Below are 17,394 nucleotides of genomic sequence, written 5' to 3' on the forward strand. Positions count from 1 at the left end.
ATCTTCCGCGCAAGGCCCGGGGGGGCACTCATGGCGCATGATCCACATGAGCAGTTCGGACGCTACGAGCTCCAGTTCCTCATCGGCCGTGGCGGCATGGCGGAGACGTGGCGCGCGCGGCTGCTCGGCGCCGCCGGAGTCACCAAGCCCGTCCTCATCAAGAAGGTCCTGCCCGAGTTCGCCGACGACGACGCCTTCGTCTCCATGTTCATCAGCGAGGCGCGCATCTCGGCCTCGCTGTCCCACGGCAACGTCGCGCAGGTCTTCGACTTCGGGATGATGGATGGCCAGTACTTCCTGGCCATGGAGCTGGTGGATGGACAGCCGCTCCATCGCGTCCTGAAGCGGGGCGCGCGGATGGGCCTGCCGCGTCTGCCCATCCCCCTGGCCGTCTATGTCGCCCTGGAGATGTGTCGGGGATTGAACTACGCGCACACGCGCACGAACGAGAAGGGCGTGCCGCTGGGCATCGTCCACCGCGACATCTCTCCGGACAATGTCCTCATCAGCTACGAGGGCCAGGTCAAGATCGTCGACTTCGGCATCGCCAAGGCCCGCATGCTGCGCGGCTTCCACACGGAGCCCGGCGTCGTGCGCGGCAAGTACCTGTACTTCTCCCCCGAGCAGGCCCGGGGGCGCGACGTGGATGCTCGCACGGACATCTGGGCCACGGGACTGGTGCTGTACGAGATGCTCTGTGGACAGCCTCCCGTGGTGGGGCCCGAGCCGGTGGTCCTCACCCGCATGGCCCAGGGCGACTTCCCGCCGCCCATCCAATTGCGCCAGGAGCTGCCACCCGAGCTGAATGAGCTGATCCTCAAGGCGCTGTCGGTGGACGTGGCGCGGCGCTTCGAGTCCGCCAATGCCTTCGGCGACACGCTGGCCGCGTTCCTCTATTCGTTCGCGCCCCGGTTCTCGACGATGAACCTGGCCTACCTGGTTCGTGAGCTGTTCCGGGAGGACTTGCAGAAGGACGGCCGTGAGCTCCAGGTCCCTCCCGCCTTCGTCGAGGAGCTGTCGACGTGGCGAGAGCAGGAGTCGCCAGGCTCCGGTGCCCGAGCACCGCTGCCGGACGTGACGCCCGAGGATGCTCGACCCACGACGCCCGGAGTGGGGGCCGGGGTTCGCCCCGCGCCATCAGGTCCTCCGCTGGCGTCCACGCGGCCCACGACGCCTGGACCCGCGAAGGCAGTGAGAGGGGATGGCGGGGCAGGGGAGCGCTCGACCGGCGGGGGCGCCTCGCCAGCAACGCCGCCGCGCGCCTCGACGTCGGGGTCAGCGACCCGGTCCACGCCGCCTCGGTCCGCGGTGACTTCCGGCCCCCGGGCCATGCCTGGCGGCGCGGTGTCCTCGGTGGAGGCGCCGAACGGTGGAGCCTCGAGTCCGACGACTCCGGGCCCCTCATCACCGCGTCGAACCCAGACGTCTGGGGAGCTGCCTGCGTCCTCGGCCAGCACCTCCGAGGCGCGGTCGTTCTCGGCGTCTCCAGCACGTCGTACCCGCACCGAGGGCTCGTTGCCCGCGGCACCTGAGCTCACGGTGCCCGCGTTCGCATTCTCCGCTTCCGCTCCGTCGGGGCCATCCGTGTCGCCGCCTCCTCGACGCACCCGCACGGAGGGCTCGCTGGCCTCGGTGGTCCCCGAGGCTCCCGACTCCACGGTGCCGGAGTTCTCGCTCTCCGCTTCGAACCCGTCGGGACCTTCATCGTCGCCGCCCCGACGCGCCCGCACGGAAGGCTCGCTGCCCTCGGTGGTCCCCGAGGCTTCCGAGTTCACGATGCCGGAGTTCTCGCTCTCGGCGTTGATCGCATCGGGACCTTCGTCGACGACGCCACCGCGTCGCACGCAGACCTCGACCTTGTTCTCCGTGGCGAGCGATGACGCGGCGGAGAACACGATGCCCGCGTTCTCGGTCTCCGCCTCGAGCTCGTCGGGGGGCTCGGTTTCGTCACCTCGCCGTACGCAGACTGCGGGCTCGCTCCCCGCGGCGGTTCACGACGCCTCGTCGGCCGTGAGCACGCCCACCGTGCGGTTCCCCTCGGTCCAGGGGCCTTCCTCGTCGTCACCACACCGCACCCAGACCTCGGGCTCGATGCCCAGCGACCTCCAGGAGGTGTCGTCGGCGCGCGCGGCGAACAGCCATCCGGAGGGGTACCCCGGATCCGCCCAAACAGCCTCGGGGGCGGCTCCTCCCCTTCCACGTCGCACGCAGACCTCGGGCTCGATGCCCATGGTCCTCCAGGAGGTGCCGTCGGCGCGCGCGGCGACCAGCTATCCGGAGGGGTACCCCGGATCGGCCCCATCCACCTCGGCGGCGGCCCCTCCGCCCCCACGTCGCACCCAGACCTCGGGTCCGGTTCCCCTGGTCGCCCAGGACGCGTCGACTCGTGCGGCGAGCTCGCCCGCGGAGGGGCACTCAGGTCCCGCGCCGGGAACCGTGGCGACCTCCACTGCGCCGCCACGTCGTACTCGCACCCTCGGCTCGGCTCCCGCGGTCGTCCCGGAGTCATCCGCGCGTGCGGCGAGCGCCTCCGTGGAGTCACCGCACCCAGGAGCCACCTCCGCGACGCCGGGGGCGCCACGTCGTACCCACACCCTGGATTCAGCTCCCAGGGCCATCCCGGAAGCCTCCACACGTGCGGCGAGCGCGCCCACGGAGTTGCTCCACTCCGACTCCGTTACCTCGCTGCCGCCACGTCGCACGCACACCCTGGGCCCGGCGCCGATGGGGGCTCCAGCGGCCGCGCCACGCGCCGCGAGCGCGCCCACGGAGGTGCTTCGCTCGGACGCCGTGCCGACCCCGCCTTTCCCCGCGTCGCCGCCTCCGCGTCGCACGCTGCCCGCGGGGATGGCGCCCATGTCGAATCAGGAGGCCTCGGCGCGCGCCGCGAACGCGCCCACCGTGGTGCTGAACTCGGTTCCCGCCGGGAGCGCGCCCACGGTCCGGCTCGCCTCCATCTCCATCCCGAGGCGTCATCGTCGAACCCTCATCGCCGCGGGCGCCGCCCTGCTGCTGCTCTCCGCGGTGGCCATCCCCTTCCTCGTATCGAGGCGGTCCGAGCCCGGGGAGATCTCCCCGACCCAGCCCATTCCCGCTCCGAAGGAAGCCGGTGGGGCGAGCCCCCTCCGTCCGCGGGCGCGACCCCAGCCAGCCCCCGATGGACCGACCGCCGCGTCCCCGGACGCACGGCCGCCCGTGGTCGTCGCGCCCCACGGTTCGCCAGGAGCCGACGGCACCGAGCCCACCGATGAGCCCGAGTCCGTGGGCGAGTACCCGAAGGAGACGGCCTTCGTGCTCGACTCGAAGCGCCACGTCCTGCGCGTGCCGCTCGACCTGGTCGCCTTCTCCCGCCTCGATGCCTCGGCCAGCTACAGCTTCTGGGGGATGACGCAGGCGAAGTGGATGGCCGACCCGCTCATCCAGGAGCCCACGCCGCGCAGGGAGCCCCTCGTCTTCTTCCTGCTCTCCGGAGACGCGGTCCGTCCCGAGGTCCGCGAGGGCATCGTGTCCCGCCACCCCATCACCCTCCAGGGCGTCCGCGCCATCTCGCTGTTCACCCTCGGCGAGCCCACGCGAGAGGACCTCTCGCCCCAGTCCGTCTACCTCCGCAAGGTCAACACCGAGGACCAACAGCGCTTCACCTTCCACCCCGAGCCCATGCGCCTCTCCGCTCGCAAGGGCTTCCTCATCAAGGGGCTCGACGTCCGGCAGACCTATGCCCTCTCACTCGTGCCCCGAGGGGAGGGCGTGTTCCTCCGAGGCCGCGCGCACGGCCCGGCCGCCCAGGTGGCCTGCCTCGAATGGTCCCCCCACGAGTCCGCCCCGGGCCCCCGCGAGCCGGGTGCCCATGCCGAGCAGCCCCTGCAGGTCCTCATCTCCGAGTGGCGAGAGGCCCGCGTCCGCGGCATCCAGGGCCTGCGCTGCGCCTTCATCGACGACGCCAGCTTCGACAACGAGGGCGAGGCCGAGGTCCACGTCACCCCATGGGAGAAGGCGCGCCGGCCCTCCACTCCGAATCACGAGGAGGCCGAGCGTCTGGCCCTCCAGGCGCAACGGCTGGCGCGCTCCGGTCAGCACCACGACGCCTTCCTGCTCGCCGAGGACTGTCTGCGCATGGCTCCCGAGCAGCCCGACTGCCTCGTCCTCTCCGGCGCCATGCAGCTCTTGCTCGGGAGGACCGAGGGCGCCCTCGAGCGCTACCGGACCTTCGTCAAGCGCCACCCCCACCACCCCGAGGCGCGCTCGGTGAATGGCATCCTCCAGACGTATGGCCAGACAAATTCAGGGAAAACGCCCCCGCCCCTCGGGAGATGAGAGGTCACGGGTATTCCCTGACGACCCTTTTTGAACGGGATGCCCCGGGATACCCTACGCCGCAATGGCGAATCCGCAGCACGAACAGTTTGGCCGGTACGAGCTCCAGTCGCGAATCGGCCGCGGGGGGATGGCGGAGACCTGGAGGGCCCAGCTGTTGGGGGCCGCGGGGGTCACCAAGCCCGTCCTCATCAAGAAGGTGTTGCCGGAGTACGCCAACGACGAGGCGTTCGTCTCCATGTTCATCAGCGAGGCGCGCATCTCCGCCTCGCTGTCGCACGGCGCCATCGCCCAGGTCTTCGACTTCGGGCAGGTGGATGGCGAGTACTTCCTGGCCATGGAGTTCGTGGACGGGCAGCCGCTCAACAAGGTGATGAAGCGCGCGCTGCGCTCGCAGTTCGCCAGCCTTCCGGTGCCCATCGCCACGTACATCGCCCTGGAGATGTGCCGGGGGCTGCACTACGCGCACACGCGCACGGACGACAAGGGTGAGCTGCTGCACATCGTGCACCGGGACATCTCCCCGGACAACGTGCTCATCAGCTACGAGGGCCAGGTCAAGATCGTCGACTTCGGCATCGCCAAGGCGCGCTCGCTGCGCAGCTTCGACACCGCGCCCGGCGTGGTGAAGGGCAAGTACCTGTTCTTCTCCCCCGAGCAGGCCCGGGGCGAGGAGGTGGACGCGCGCACGGACGTGTGGGCCACGGCGGTGGTGTTGTTCGAGATGGTGTGCGGCCGGCTGCCCCTGGAGGGGCCCGAGTACGCGGTGCTGCACAAGCTGCACACGCGCCAGCCGATGCCTCGCGCGCGGGACGTGCGGCCGGACGTGCCGGTGCGCCTGGACGCCATCCTCCACAAGGCGCTCGCGGTGCGGAAGGAGGACCGCTTCGAGTCCGCGCATGCCTTCGGCGACGCGCTCGCGGGGTTCCTCTTCAAGGCCGCGCCACGCTTCTCCGCGATGTCCGCCGCCTACCTGCTGCGCGAGCTGTTCCGTCCCGACATGACGGAGCTGGGCAAGGACACCAAGGTCCCCGCCTCGTTCGTGGAGGAGCTGTCCGTCTGGCGCGCCACCACCAACCTGCTGCCCCGGCCCACGGAGCTGTCGGCCCCGGAGCTGCGCACCGAGCCCGCGACGCAGGAGAGCCACCCGAGCGAGCTGCCCGACGGCGGTCAGAGCCTGGCGGAGGACGAGGACGACACGGACGGCAACTCGCCGGACCGGGGCGGCTTCTTCGAGAACGGCTTCCGCATCTCCACGCACCACGTCGTGGTGGGCACGGGGCTGCTCATCCTGCTGGCGCTCCTGTGGTCGTCCTTCGACCGGCTCAAGGCGGACTGGATGCCGCCGGAAAAGCCCGCGAGCGCGGGGCCGGCGAGGCCCCCGCTGCCCGGCCCGCAGCTCAAGGACGCGGACGCGCCGCGCGTGGCGCCGGGGCCGCCCGTCGTGAAGCCGGCGCAGCAGGCGGTGGTGACGCCCAGGAAGGAGGGCGTGGACTCCGCCCGGATGCCCGTCGCCTCGTTCCGGCTGGACGCGGCCCGGCACCTGTTCGCGGTGTCCTCCGGGCGCGCGGCGCTGGGCGCGATGGATCCGGCGCACACCTACCGCGTCACGGAGTCGACGTCGCTGACCGCGGCGGACCGGGCCAAGCCCCTGCCGAGCCTCTTCTACCTGCTGACGGGCAAGAACGTCGCGGCGGACGCGGCGGTGGGCATGGTCGGTCGCGACACGCCGCCGGCGGGCGCCGCGTCGGTGATGGTCTTCACGGTGGGTGGGCCCACGCCCCAGGACGACCTTCCCGAGCGCATCGTCTCCGTGGTGAACACCCGCACCCATCAGGAGCGCAAGCTGCTCATCCACCCGGAGTGGATGGTCACCGACGTGGGCCGCAGCTTCCTGCTCGACGGGATGGACCCCTCGGACAGCTACACGCTGTCGCTGTCGTCGGTGGGCACGGGCGCCTTCACCCGCGGCCCGGAGCAGGGGCCGGTGGTGACGGTGGCCTGTGTCCAGCAGGTCTCCCTGGAGCGCGACGGCCCCGGGACGCCTCCGGCCCGCGCCAGGCGCTTCCTCCTGTCCCAGGGCGCGGACGTCCCGCTCACCGGCGTCCACGGGCTCCACTGCGGCTTCGTGGACGATGACCCCTCGGACAACCAGGGCCAGGTGGAGGTCCGAATCACGTCCGCCAAGGGCGCGCTGGACCAGGACTTCGCCGACTCGGCCCGCGCGACGGAGCCTCCTCCGCCGCCCCAGCGCCAGGGGACCGCGAAGGCTCCCTCCGGGCCCCGGCCGGCGGCTTCGCTGGTCATCGACGAGACGCCCGAGGCCGAGACCCCGGGCCAGAAGCTGCTGACCGAGGTGCGTGAGCTGCTCAGGTCGAAGCAGTACGAGCCGGCCAGGGCGAAGGCCCGCGAGTGCATCTCCGTGGAGTCTGGGAACTACGAGTGCCACCTGCTGCTGGGCTCGGTGGAGGCCCGGCTCGGGCGCAAGGAGGAGGGGGCGAAGCACTACCGCCTCTTCCTGGACCTGGCGCCCAGCAGCCACCCCCAGGCGAGCAAGGTGCTGCGCGCGCTGCAGGAGTACGAGGGCGTGACGGGCGCCTCCCAGCAATAGGAAGGCCCGAGACGGCCGGGTGTCCGGTGCCGGTCAATCCCGGGGCGTGATGCGGCGAGTCAAAAAGGCGCCGGGTGGGGGCTTGGAAAACCGAGCGGGCCTCCCGTAGAAAGGCGCTCGCATGACGCACTCCCGCATGGTCCGTTCGCTCGCGCTGCCGGTGTTGCTCCTCTCCGCGGCTTGTGGTGACTCCGAAGACTCCATCCCCGTCCGGACCTGCGAGGTGGTGCTGACGTACGCGCCGCAGCAGTCGCTCGTGGGCGCGGTGTCGGTCGCGGGGGAATGGAATGGCTTCTCCTCCTCCGCGCTGCGCATGGCGGACCGGGGTGACGGGGTCTACACCGCGCGCCTGGAGGGGCTGGAGCCGCGCGACTACGGCTACCGCTTCGTCATCGGCCAGCAGCAGGTGATGGACCCGCAGAACCCGTACTCCCGCTGGGTGCGCGCGGAGGAGTACTCGCGCCTGACGGTGCCCGACTGCCGGCAGCCCATGCTGGAGCTGCGCCGCTTCACCGCGACACCCGAGGGCGTGCTGGACGTGGAGGTCGCGTACGTCGACGGCACCGACGAGGCCGGCCCCGACACGGGCAAGGTGGTGGTGACGCTGGATGGCCAGCCGCGCCCCGACGCGTTCGACGCGAAGACGGGCCGCATCACCCTGCGCGAGGAGGCGCTGGGGCAGGGCAAGCACCACGTGAAGGTGGTGGCCACGGACAAGGCGGGCCGCTCGGCCGAGCCGCTCTACCTGCCGTTCTGGGTGGAGCCCCAGAAGTTCCGGTGGGAGTCCGGGCTGATGTACTTCGCGTTCACGGACCGCTTCCTCAACGCCCGCCCGGACAATGACGGGCCGGTGGCGGACGTGGACCCCATCGCCAACTACCAGGGCGGCGACTTCGCCGGCATCACCCGCAAGCTGGAGGACGGCTACTTCGACTCGCTGGGCGTCAAGGTGCTGTGGATCTCGCCGGTGGACCAGAACCCCGAGGGCCGCTTCATCGGCACGGGCGGCAAGTACTACTCGGGCTACCACGGCTACTGGCCCACCCGGCCGCGCACCACGCAGCACCGCTTCGGCTCGCTCGAGGAGCTGCGCGCGCTCACCGCCGCGGCCCACAAGAAGGGCATCCGCGTCATCGCCGACCTGGTGCTCAACCACGTGCACCAGGAGCACCCGTACTGGGTCACCCACCGCGAGGACGACTGGTTCAACACCTCCGCCAGCTGCGTGTGCGGCAGCCAGGACTGCGATTGGGAGGAGAAGCGGCTGACGTGCAAGTTCACCGACTACCTGCCCGACTTCAACTGGCGCTCGTCGAACATGGTGGACCAGTTCATCGCGGACACGCTGTGGTGGCTGGAGGAGGCGGACTTCGACGGCTTCCGCATGGACGCGGTGAAGCACATGGACCAGGTGGCGGGCCGCACCCTGCGCGGGCGCCTGCGCGACCTCACCGCGATGACGGGCACCGAGTTCTACCTGGTGGGTGAGACCTTCGTGGGCGCGGATGGCCGCTCGCAGATCGCCCGCTACATCAGCCCCCGCGAGCTGGATGGCCAGTTCGACTTCCCGCTGTACTGGCCGGTGCGCGAGGCCTTCGCGGACGGCCAGAGCCTGGAGCGCGTGGACCAGGCCGTGCGCGAGAACGAGGTCTACTACGCGCCCGGCACGCTCAACTCGCCCTTCCTGGGCAACCACGACGTGGCCCGCTTCATGTCCCAGGCCGCGAAGCAGCTGGACGGGGAGGGCGGAGACCCCTGGAGCAGCGCGCGCCCGGCGGCCACGGTGACGGACGCGGCCGCGTTCGAGAAGGCGAAGTACGGCTTCACCTTCGTGCTCACCCAGCCCGGCGTGCCGCTCATCTACTACGGCGACGAGGTGGGACTGCCCGGCGCGGGAGACCCGGACAACCGCCGGCTGATGCGCTTCGATTCCACGCTCACCGCGCTGGAGGCGGACCTGCTCGAGCACGTGCGCAAGCTGGGTCAGGCGCGGCGGGCGTCACCGGCGCTGCAGACGGGCTCGCGGAACACCCTGCGCGTGGAGAAGGACCTGTACGTGTACCAGCGCTCGCTGCCGGACGGGCAGGGCGCGGTGGTGGCCATCAACCGGAGCGACGTGGAGCGCCCGCTGGTGGTGGAGCCCCTGGGGAGCCTGGCGGCCAGCGCCGCGACGTACGTGGACGTCTTCAGCGGAAGGACGCTCCAGCTCGCCGGCACGGAGACCCAGCTGGTCGTCCCCGCGCGCAGCGTCGCCGTGTACGTGCCTCGCGCCGAATAGGCCGCTCGGGATGAGGGAGGAGGGGGGCCGCCCCCTTCCGGACCGCGGACCCGGCAAGGGCCGCGGGGACTGCCTGAGACTACGGCTGCGACGGCTGCTGCTGCTTCCCGTGCCGGTAGAAGAGCACGAGGGTGTAGCAGTGGAATTCGTTATCGGACGACTGGCACACCACGCGATCCACGATCTCCAGATCGGAGTTGCTCTTCATCCAACGGGTGACGTTCTCACCCAGCTCCTCGCGCTCCTTCGCCTTGGTGGCGGAGAAGACCTTCACGCCCGTGAACATCGCCTGCCACTCCTTGTGCGGTCCCGACACAGGACAAGGGGGCTTTATCGCACGGGGTGTTCAGAGGTGTCAAAAACCCGGCTTCCTGGCGGGGGGTGTGGGGGTGGCCTCGTGGCGGGGGTTTGCAGCGCGGGGGACATGCCTAGATTGTCCTGGTCGCACCCGGTTGGGGGCGCTCGCGGCAGGGGCCACGAGTGGCGGCGTGTTGGGGAAGGGGGCAGGCCCGTGGACGTGAAGACCAAGAAGGATCTGGCGGTTGATTTCATCAACACCATCCGGACGATGGAGCCCACCGCGCTGAACGCGCTCATCGTCAAGGAGGCGGGGGAGGAACTGGCGCAGTTCTTCCTCAACTACAGCGCCAATCTCATCTCGAAGGACCCGTCCCGGGTGCTGGAGAACACGTCCTCGCTGATGCTGATGGGCTACCTCATCCGCACCTACGAGGAGAAGAACACGCAGGCCAAGCAGGGGACCTTCCAGTCCTACGCCTTCGCCTGAGAGGGGCGGGGCGGGCAGCACGGGCTCGACAGCCCCGGGGGAGCCTGTTAGGGAGCGGCGCCCATGCTCATCGACCTGCACGCCCATTCCCACCTGTCCAAGGGGTGCGAGCTGGACCCTCGCGCCGTGCTGGAACGGGCCGCGATGTTCGGCCTGGACGGGGTGGCCTTCACCGAGACGAACACCCAGGACGGCTGCGACGAGCTGTTCGAGATTGGTGCGAAGGCGAAGGTGAAGGTCTTCGTCGGGCTGGAGCTGGTCACGGACCGAGGCCAATACCTGTGCTTCTTCCCGAAGCCGGAGCTGGCCCCGGAGCCCGTGCAGATGTGGGGCAGCAACCGCGAGAAGCCCTGGAGCGCCGCGGAGTGTCTGCCCAAGGTGAAGGCCCTGGGTGCGGCCATTGTCGCCGCCCGGCCCTTCGACAGGGATTCTCCGAACCCGGCCATGGATTACGTCCGCTCGCTCAACGTGCTGTGCGCGGTGGAGGGCTACAACGCCCGGGTGAAGCAGACGTCCAATGATCTGGCCGTGGAGGCCGCCGAGGCGCTCAAGCTGCCGTGCACCGGTGGCAGCGACGCGCGGGGCTCGCTGGACGAGGTGGGCCGGGGCGCCACGTTCTTCAAGAACCCGGTGACGTCGCAGGCCCAGTTGATCACCGAGCTGCTCAAGGGCGAGTTCTGGCCGGTGATGGCCGGCGAGCTGCCCCGGCTGACGCGCCCGGGGGAGGCCCAGGCGGCCCGCAAGCAGGGCGGCGGTGGGGGTGGCAAGCGCCGCCGCGGTGGTGGCGGCGGTCGCCGGTAGGGCCTCGGCGGCTCAGGGCGGCACGCAGGCCCCGGCCTCGTCTCAAGGCAGAACGGAGGCCCCGGCCTCCTCGGCGCGAGCGAGCCGGCCGTCCGACAGGAAGGCCTTGCGGCGCCCGCCCGGGTACGTCCACTCCTCGTTCTTGGCGGCGCCCTCCAGCGAGCGGCGCACCAGCTCCGGCGGGCCCCAGGCCATGCGCACCGCGTCCGCCGACATGTTGGCGACCAGGCGCTTCTCCCGGATGGCGTCGCGCACGGGGGCGGCGAACGCCTCCATCAGGGCCTTGGGGTTCTGCGGGGAGAGGTACTTCTCCAGCTCCGCGCGGAAGTCGTTGGGCTGATCCAGGTTGGGCGGCAGCACGAGGATGAGGGGCGGGGCGTCGGGCTTCGCGCCGTCCTCGGCCAGGTACACCCAGGGCCAGGTGCGCGGGGTGTAGAGGACGCGCTCGGCCACCACCCACGCGGTGGGGAACTCCACCTTGGTGATGCGCAGCTTCGTGCCCACCGGCAGGGTGCGCTCCACCGCGCCGGGGGAGATGGGCTTGCCGCTGCTGTCGTCCAGGAGGCGCACGTCCTCGGGCGCGTAGGGCGTCAGCAGGCGCTTGGAGCCGTCGCCGAAGAAGGGCGTGACGTTGCCGGACAGGCGCAGGTACTGCTCCGCGTCGGGGCCGGTGAGGGTCCGATGGAGGGACGTGCGGGCGTCCGGCGCCATGCGGGTGTAGTTGCCGCAGCCGGCCGCGAGCGCGGTCAGCACGAGGACTGTCAGGAGGGAGTGGGGGCGTCGAGCGAGCATCGGGGCACCTTCCGCGACAGGGCGCGCGGGAGGTCCCGGTTTAGCTCAGCGCGAGGCCTGCGTCAGCGTGGACTCGGCCGCGCTGTCCCGCTTGCCGCCACGGCAGCCGCGCTGCGACGGACACACGGGGCCTCGGCCATGCGGGTCCGGAACGAGCAGGAAGCGGCCGAGCCCGCGCGTATCCGTGAGCTCCGGATGGCCACACAGGGCGCAGCGACGGGGAGGACGCTTGGAGGGAGGGAAGGGCACGGGGAGCGAGTGTGCGTCGCTCCCGGACCCCGCGCGAATTTTCAGCCCCTCCCGCCCGGGCGGCTACTTCTTGTCGCTGGAGGCCGCCGCCGGCGTGGAGGCGGCGGGACTCGACGCGGCGGGCGTGCTGCTCGACGACGAGCTGCTGCTGGACGACGCGCTGCTCGACGAGGACGAGCTGCTGCTCGAGGACGAGCTGGAGGAGGACGACGAGTCGCCGTCCTTCTTCGTGGAGCTGTACAGGTCCGAGTACCAGCCTCCGCCCTTGAGGACGAAGCTGGAGCGGCTGACCACCTTGGTCAGCGAGCCTTCCGCGCCGCAGGCGGTGCAGGCCGCGGGCGTCGGGTCGGAGATCTTCTGCAGCACGTCGATGATCTTTCCACAGCTCTGGCAGGCGTACTCGTAGATGGGCATGGGTGGTTTGCCTCTTCAGGGTGTTGAGGAAGGGCCACCGGAGTGCAGCTGCTTGCGCAGCCCCTCCGCCAGCCCCAGGCGCTCGATGGCGCGGAAGACCAGCTCACCGGGCGAGCCATACTTGCGGCCCACGGCCTCGGCCAGGCCGTGCAGGTCCGAGGCGGTGGGGACCTCGTCCTTCAGCAGCCGCTCCAGCTCCTTGCGGAGCGAGTCGTTGAACTTGCGCTGGATGCCCAGGTCCGCGAGGTACTTCTCGCGCCCCAGCAGATCCAACCGGTGCGTCAGGTGGGACGTGGCCAGCGCCTCGCGGCGGAAGCGCTCGCGCAGGGCCTCGACCTCCTCGGTCAGCCCCACCGCGGACACCAGCCGCTGCAGCTCCGGCGGGCTCACGCCCAGCGCCCAGCCCACCCGGCCCGTGGCGCCACGCTGCTGCGTGTAGGCGTCCAGGAGCTGGAGTCGCTCCTTCTCCTGCAGCGCCTCCAGCAGGCCGTGATCGCGCAGCACCGTCTCCAGATCCACCAGGGACAGGTCTCCACGCGAGCCATTGAAGCGGTGCGAGAGGTTTCGCAGCAGGGCGAAGCGGTGCTCGGAGCCCTCCAGCGAGGCCTCCAGGACGTCCTTGCCGCTCTGGCGCGTCAGCTCCACGAACGGGCTGCGAGGCGCCTCCACGCGGGTGAACCGGCCGCGGGGGCGGGGCAGGTCGCGGCGCAGGAAGCTGTGCCCCTCGTCCTGATCCATGGGCGAGGTCGTCTCCTCGTCCACGGCGACGCGCTTCTTGGGGGCGATGCGCTCGAGGATGGAGGGCTCCTCGGCCCTGGCGCCCTTCTTCGCCGCCTTGCTGGCGCCGTCGCCCGAGGGCTGGGGGGCCGGGGTGGCGAAGGAGGGGATGGCCGGGCTGGCGGCGGGCGCGGGCTTGGGCGTCTTCTGCTCGCGCACGTAGGCCAGCTCCCGCGCCACGTCGTAGAAGCCGCAGGACTGACGCTGCGCGGCGACGGCGGGGGCGGTGCCCTGGAGGATGTCCACCACGGCGAAGGGGCCGAGGGGGGAGGTCTCCGGCTCACCGTCGGCGAGGGCTCGGACCCGGAAGTCGTCGTCCTCGGCCAACAAGGCGAGTGCTTCCCGGACCTCCGGGGCGGGTGCCGGCGACTTCGCGCGCCGGCAGAAATCCGAGACGGCAACCGCCACGGGGGTGGGAACGTCGTCGGGCTGTCGTCTTCTCTGCCAGGGGCTGGTCATGGAAAGGTGCGGAAAAATGCTCGTTTACGAGGGCGGATGCCTCTATCTTCGCGGCCAGACAGGTGTCAATGAGCCAGTCCGACTCCATTCTAAACAGCCTGTGGCGGTTGCAAGTCGCGATGGGGGGCGAGCGGAGGGGGGAGGGCTTGCTGGCACCGGCTGCCGGACGTTGCCGGCGGGGTGGGCTGGAGGTATCAGATGCCCCACGTCCGGAGACCAACAGTCGTCGCTGACGCTTTACTTCGAGGATGACCGGAGCCTGGGGCGGGGCGGGAAGCGCGCGATTCGCTCGGCGCGGTTACAACAAGGATGAGGAGGGGCGCCGCAAGGCCGGCCTCCTACCGAGGGATTTCCATGCAGGGCCACGAAGAAATCAAGGACAAGGACGAGGTGCTCGCCCGCTACATGGCCCAACACGGCCTCAAGAGCACGCGGCAGCGCAGCCTCATCATCGACACCTTCTTCGCCGTCGGCGGCCACCTGTCGGTGGAGGAGCTGTGGAACAAGGTTCGCTCACAGGACGCGAAGGTCTCCGTGGCCACCGTGTATCGGACCATGAAGCTGCTCAACGAGTGCGGCCTGGCCCACGCTCGCAACTTCGGTGACGGCCAGACGCGCTACGAGGCGGCGGCGGGGAGGGACCATCATGACCACCTCATCTGCACCCGCTGCGGCACCATCGTCGAGTTCGAGAACGACCGCATCGAGACGCTCCAGGACGCGGTGGCCCGCAAGCACGGCTTCACGGTGACGTCGCACAAGATGGAACTGTACGGCTTGTGTCGTGACTGCCAGCGCGGTGGCGGCCCACCCTCGGAAGCGTGACATGCGGGCCGTCCTCCGGGTCGCGGCCTGTGCCGTCCTGCTGACCGTCGCGTCGGCGGGCTGCGCCGGGTCGCGGCCGGTGGACGCGGGGCCGGCCTTCCTGCACGCGCTGGCCCTGCCGTCGGTGGGGCCCACGCGGCACGACGTGGGCAAGCTGTCCGGCAAGGTCGTCCTGGTCTCCTTCTTCGCCACGTGGTGCTTCCCGTGCCTGGCGGAGATGCCGACGCTGGAGGCGCTCCAGCGCGAGTACGGCGCCCAGGGCTTCCAGGTGGTGGCCGTGGGCATGGACCTGGAGGGCGCCCGCGTGCTCCAGCCCTTCGCGGACCACTACGCGTCGCCGTACCCGGTGCTGCTCGCCTCCGAGCGCATCATCGACGGCCGCAGTCCCTTCGGCCCCATCAAGGGGCTGCCCACCACGGTGCTGCTCGACAGGCGTGGCCGCGCGGTGGCCGGGTGGCAGGGCGTGGAGGGGCACGCGGACGTGGCGGAGGCGATCGAGAAGCTCCTGAAGCAGGACTGACGGCTCCGAGTCGCGCGGCTTGCGTCGCGCGCGCGTGAGGCCGCGTCGACTGCTACAGGGCTGGAGCGGATTACTTGCGGGGGCAAGGCTCGCTGGTACCGTCCGTGGCGTTCATGACGGCACGCGGAAAGCTCCTGGGTGTGGCGGTGGGTGTGGCGGGGGCCTTGAGCCTGCTGTCGGTGGCGGACGCCAAGGGCTTCCGGCGCTACCTCTCCCTGCGTCAGGACGTGAGCGCGCTGCAGCAGCGCAACGCCGCCCTGGACGCGCAGAACGAGGCGCTGCGTCAGGAGATCGCCGCCCTGCGCAAGGACCCCGCGGCGCTGGAGCGGGCCGTCCGTGAAGAGCTTGGCTACGTGAAGCCGGGCGAACTCGTCTTCCACCTGGAGTCCCCATGACGTCGCTGAGCACGTTTCCGTCGCCCGGGAAGTTGCTGCGTCACGTCGTGCGGCTCATCCCCGCCGCGGCGGGCCTGTCCACCTTCGTGCACCTGGCGCGCGGGGGCTTCCGGGGGCTGCACACCCTGGAGTGGACCGAGGCCGGGCTGGTGCTGTTCCTGTTGGTGGGCATCGCCGTGGCGGCGTGGCGCCGGGCCATGCGCGGCTCAGTGGGCGCGGTCATCGACCTGCGCGACGACCTGGAGCTGGGCGGCGGGTTGATCGCCGCGGCGTTCATCGTCGTGGCCATCGGCGGCGGCGAGCTGTTCCCCATCGTCTATCTGTTGATGGCGTTCCTGGTCGCCTTCCTGCCGCGCAACGCGGGGCTGACGCTCTTGGGCGTGGCGCTGGTGTTCGACGGGCTGGTGACGCTGGGCGGCCCGTGGCCGAACCCGGCCAGCTTCGCGACGCACTCGGCGTTCCTCGTGCTCTTCGCGGGCCTGTATCACCTGGTGCTCGCCTCGCGCATCGCGGTGGCGCGCCGGGCGGAGAGCGACGCGGTGCAGAAGCGCATCCGCGAGGTGGAGGAGCGCGCGCGCACCTTCCGCCTGGTGAGCTCCGGCACGCAGGACAGCTTCAGCGGCATGAGCTCCGACGAGAAGTGGCTCGTCGCCTCGGTGAAGGAGATTGAGGGCGCGGTGCACGCCGCGCTGGAGATCGCCGAGACGGGGCTGCGCACGCACACCTGCGCGGCGTTCCTGCTCACGTCGGATGACCGGAGCCTGAAGCTCTATGACTGCCGCTCGGGCTCGGACCGGGTGCAGCGGGATCGCTTCGGGGCAGGGGAGGGCATCATCGGCGGCGTGCTCAAGCGCCGCGCGCCGGTGCGGATGAACTCGCCCCAGGGCCTGAAGGGCGTCTCGTACTACGACGGCGGTGGCCCGGGCGTGCAGGCGCTGTTGGCGGTGCCCATCATCGAGGGCGGCGGACTGGTGCGCGGCGTGCTCGTGGCGGACCGGCTGGGCAACGAGCCGTTCAGCGACCAGGACGAGAAGCTCTTGTCCACCATCGCCGGCGAGGTGCTGCGCTCCATCGAGGTCGAGCGGGTGATGAGCTACATCCGCAAGACGCGCGACGAGAAGGACCGGTTCTTCCGCGCCATCGAGGAGCTCAACCGCGCGGGCAGCCCCGAGCAGGTCTTCGTCGCGGTGCTGGAGAGCACCCGGCAGCTGGCGGGCCTGGACTTCTGCGCGGTGACGCTGGTGTCGGAAGTGGAAGGCAAGCGCATGCACCGCGTGGCGCGGATGACGGGCGTCACGGCGCAGGGCAAGGCGCTGGAGGGGCGCTCGTTCCAGGACAACAACGGCCTGGTCGCCAACGTGGTGCGCTACGGCGCGCCGCTGCCGGGGCGTGACCTGAAGGCGATGGACCGCCAGGTCATCTTCGACGACGAGACGCAGATTCGCGGCCTGGGCGCGCTGAAGATCTTCCCGCTGGTGGCGGGTGACCGCATCCTGGGCACGCTGGTGGCGGGCTCGCGCAAGAAGGCGAACTTCGAGCAGGACGTGCTGCGGATGATCGAGGTCATCGCCATCCAGGCCGCGCAGGCGGTGCTGCGCGCGCAGCTCTACGAGCAGATGGAGCGGATGGCGACCACGGACGGCCTCACCGGCCTGTTCAACCACCGCACCTTCCAGACGAAGGCGGACGAAATCCTCGCGCAGGCGCGGCGCTACCAGCGCAAGTGCTCCGTCATCCTCACGGACGTGGACCACTTCAAGAGCGTCAACGACACCTACGGCCACCCGACGGGAGACCAGGTGCTCAAGGGCGTGGCGCGCATCATCAAGTCCATGGCGCGCGACACGGACATCGTCGCCCGCTACGGCGGCGAGGAGTTCGTCATCATCATGCCGGAGACGGACGCCAAGGGCGCGTACACCATCTCCGAGCGCATCCGCGAGGCGGTGAAGGCGGAGGTCTTCCAGACCGAGATGGGCCCGCTGCGCATCACCATGTCGCTGGGCATCGCCACCTTCCCGGACAACGGGATGGAGAAGCAGCAGCTCATCGACCTGGCCGACCAGTGCCTCTACCACTCCAAGCGCAACGGCCGGAACCAGTCGGTCACCGTGGCCATCATGCAGGGCGGTCGGAAGCTGCAGGCCGTCAACGAGGCTTGAGTCCTCCGAG

At 70.6% G+C, this 17,394-nt stretch carries 13 protein-coding genes; 9 read left to right on the plus strand and 4 right to left on the minus strand.

Features of this window, described 5'->3' with window-relative positions; all coding sequences use genetic code 11:
• Nucleotides 1-30: 30 nt before the first annotated feature.
• The 3 genes from VZQ01_RS40610 (at nt 31) to VZQ01_RS40620 (ending at nt 9,203) form a co-directional block, all read left to right on the plus strand.
• Entirely contained in the window at nt 31-4,314 is a 4,284-nt protein-coding gene (locus VZQ01_RS40610; protein WP_426746333.1) for a serine/threonine-protein kinase, read from the plus strand.
• Nucleotides 4,315-4,378: 64 nt separating this feature from the next.
• Nucleotides 4,379-6,925 (plus strand): protein kinase domain-containing protein, encoded by a 2,547-nt coding sequence (locus tag VZQ01_RS40615; protein WP_426746334.1) that lies wholly within the window; start codon nt 4,379-4,381, stop codon nt 6,923-6,925.
• A 121-nt stretch (nt 6,926-7,046) separates the two neighbouring features.
• Nucleotides 7,047-9,203: an alpha-amylase family glycosyl hydrolase gene (locus tag VZQ01_RS40620; RefSeq protein ID WP_426746335.1), complete on the plus strand. Its 2,157-nt coding sequence runs from the start codon at nt 7,047-7,049 to the stop codon at nt 9,201-9,203.
• Nucleotides 9,204-9,282: 79 nt separating this feature from the next.
• On the opposite strand, the gene VZQ01_RS40625 is transcribed toward VZQ01_RS40620, so the two are convergent.
• Nucleotides 9,283-9,489 (minus strand): hypothetical protein, encoded by a 207-nt coding sequence (locus VZQ01_RS40625; RefSeq protein WP_141330411.1) that lies wholly within the window; start codon nt 9,487-9,489, stop codon nt 9,283-9,285.
• A 225-nt stretch (nt 9,490-9,714) separates the two neighbouring features.
• Here VZQ01_RS40625 and VZQ01_RS40630 point away from each other — a divergent pair, with 225 nt between their 5' ends.
• Nucleotides 9,715-9,990, plus strand: coding sequence for a hypothetical protein (locus VZQ01_RS40630; RefSeq protein WP_046713894.1), 276 nt, complete (start codon nt 9,715-9,717; stop codon nt 9,988-9,990).
• 63 nt (nt 9,991-10,053) lie between these two features.
• Nucleotides 10,054-10,791, plus strand: a complete 738-nt coding sequence (locus VZQ01_RS40635) for a PHP-associated domain-containing protein (protein WP_141333218.1) — start codon at nt 10,054-10,056, stop codon at nt 10,789-10,791.
• A gap of 42 nt (nt 10,792-10,833) precedes the next feature.
• Here the strand turns inward: VZQ01_RS40635 and VZQ01_RS40640 are convergent, their stop codons facing one another.
• The 3 genes from VZQ01_RS40640 to VZQ01_RS40650 all read right to left on the minus strand — a co-directional run bounded on the left by VZQ01_RS40640 (nt 10,834) and on the right by VZQ01_RS40650 (nt 13,353).
• Complete coding sequence (locus VZQ01_RS40640; protein ID WP_223783342.1) at nt 10,834-11,583, minus strand: hypothetical protein; 750 nt, start codon at nt 11,581-11,583, stop codon at nt 10,834-10,836.
• A gap of 312 nt (nt 11,584-11,895) precedes the next feature.
• Nucleotides 11,896-12,246 (minus strand): FmdB family zinc ribbon protein, encoded by a 351-nt coding sequence (locus VZQ01_RS40645; protein ID WP_267700903.1) that lies wholly within the window; start codon nt 12,244-12,246, stop codon nt 11,896-11,898.
• Nucleotides 12,247-12,261: 15 nt separating this feature from the next.
• Nucleotides 12,262-13,353 carry a hypothetical protein gene (locus tag VZQ01_RS40650; protein WP_426746336.1) on the minus strand — a complete coding sequence of 364 codons (1,092 nt, stop codon included), beginning with the start codon at nt 13,351-13,353 and terminating at the stop codon, nt 12,262-12,264.
• Between the two features lie 483 nt (nt 13,354-13,836).
• On the opposite strand from VZQ01_RS40650, the gene VZQ01_RS40655 reads away from it, so the two are divergent.
• From VZQ01_RS40655 to VZQ01_RS40670, 4 genes are all read left to right on the plus strand, one after another.
• Entirely contained in the window at nt 13,837-14,307 is a 471-nt protein-coding gene (locus VZQ01_RS40655; protein WP_194869482.1) for a Fur family transcriptional regulator, read from the plus strand.
• A 1-nt stretch (nt 14,308) separates the two neighbouring features.
• Nucleotides 14,309-14,827: a TlpA family protein disulfide reductase gene (locus tag VZQ01_RS40660; RefSeq protein ID WP_426746337.1), complete on the plus strand. Its 519-nt coding sequence runs from the start codon at nt 14,309-14,311 to the stop codon at nt 14,825-14,827.
• A 113-nt stretch (nt 14,828-14,940) separates the two neighbouring features.
• Entirely contained in the window at nt 14,941-15,222 is a 282-nt protein-coding gene (locus VZQ01_RS40665; protein WP_046718030.1) for an FtsB family cell division protein, read from the plus strand.
• On the plus strand, nt 15,219-17,384 hold the full coding sequence (locus VZQ01_RS40670; protein ID WP_223749036.1) for a sensor domain-containing diguanylate cyclase: 2,166 nt from the start codon (nt 15,219-15,221) through the stop codon (nt 17,382-17,384). The genes VZQ01_RS40665 and VZQ01_RS40670 overlap by 4 nt, the downstream gene beginning before the upstream one ends.
• The last annotated feature ends 10 nt before the right edge of the window (nt 17,385-17,394 follow it).

The organism is Myxococcus faecalis, from assembly GCF_050039385.1.
GTDB classification, from domain to species: Bacteria; Myxococcota; Myxococcia; order Myxococcales; family Myxococcaceae; genus Myxococcus; species Myxococcus fulvus.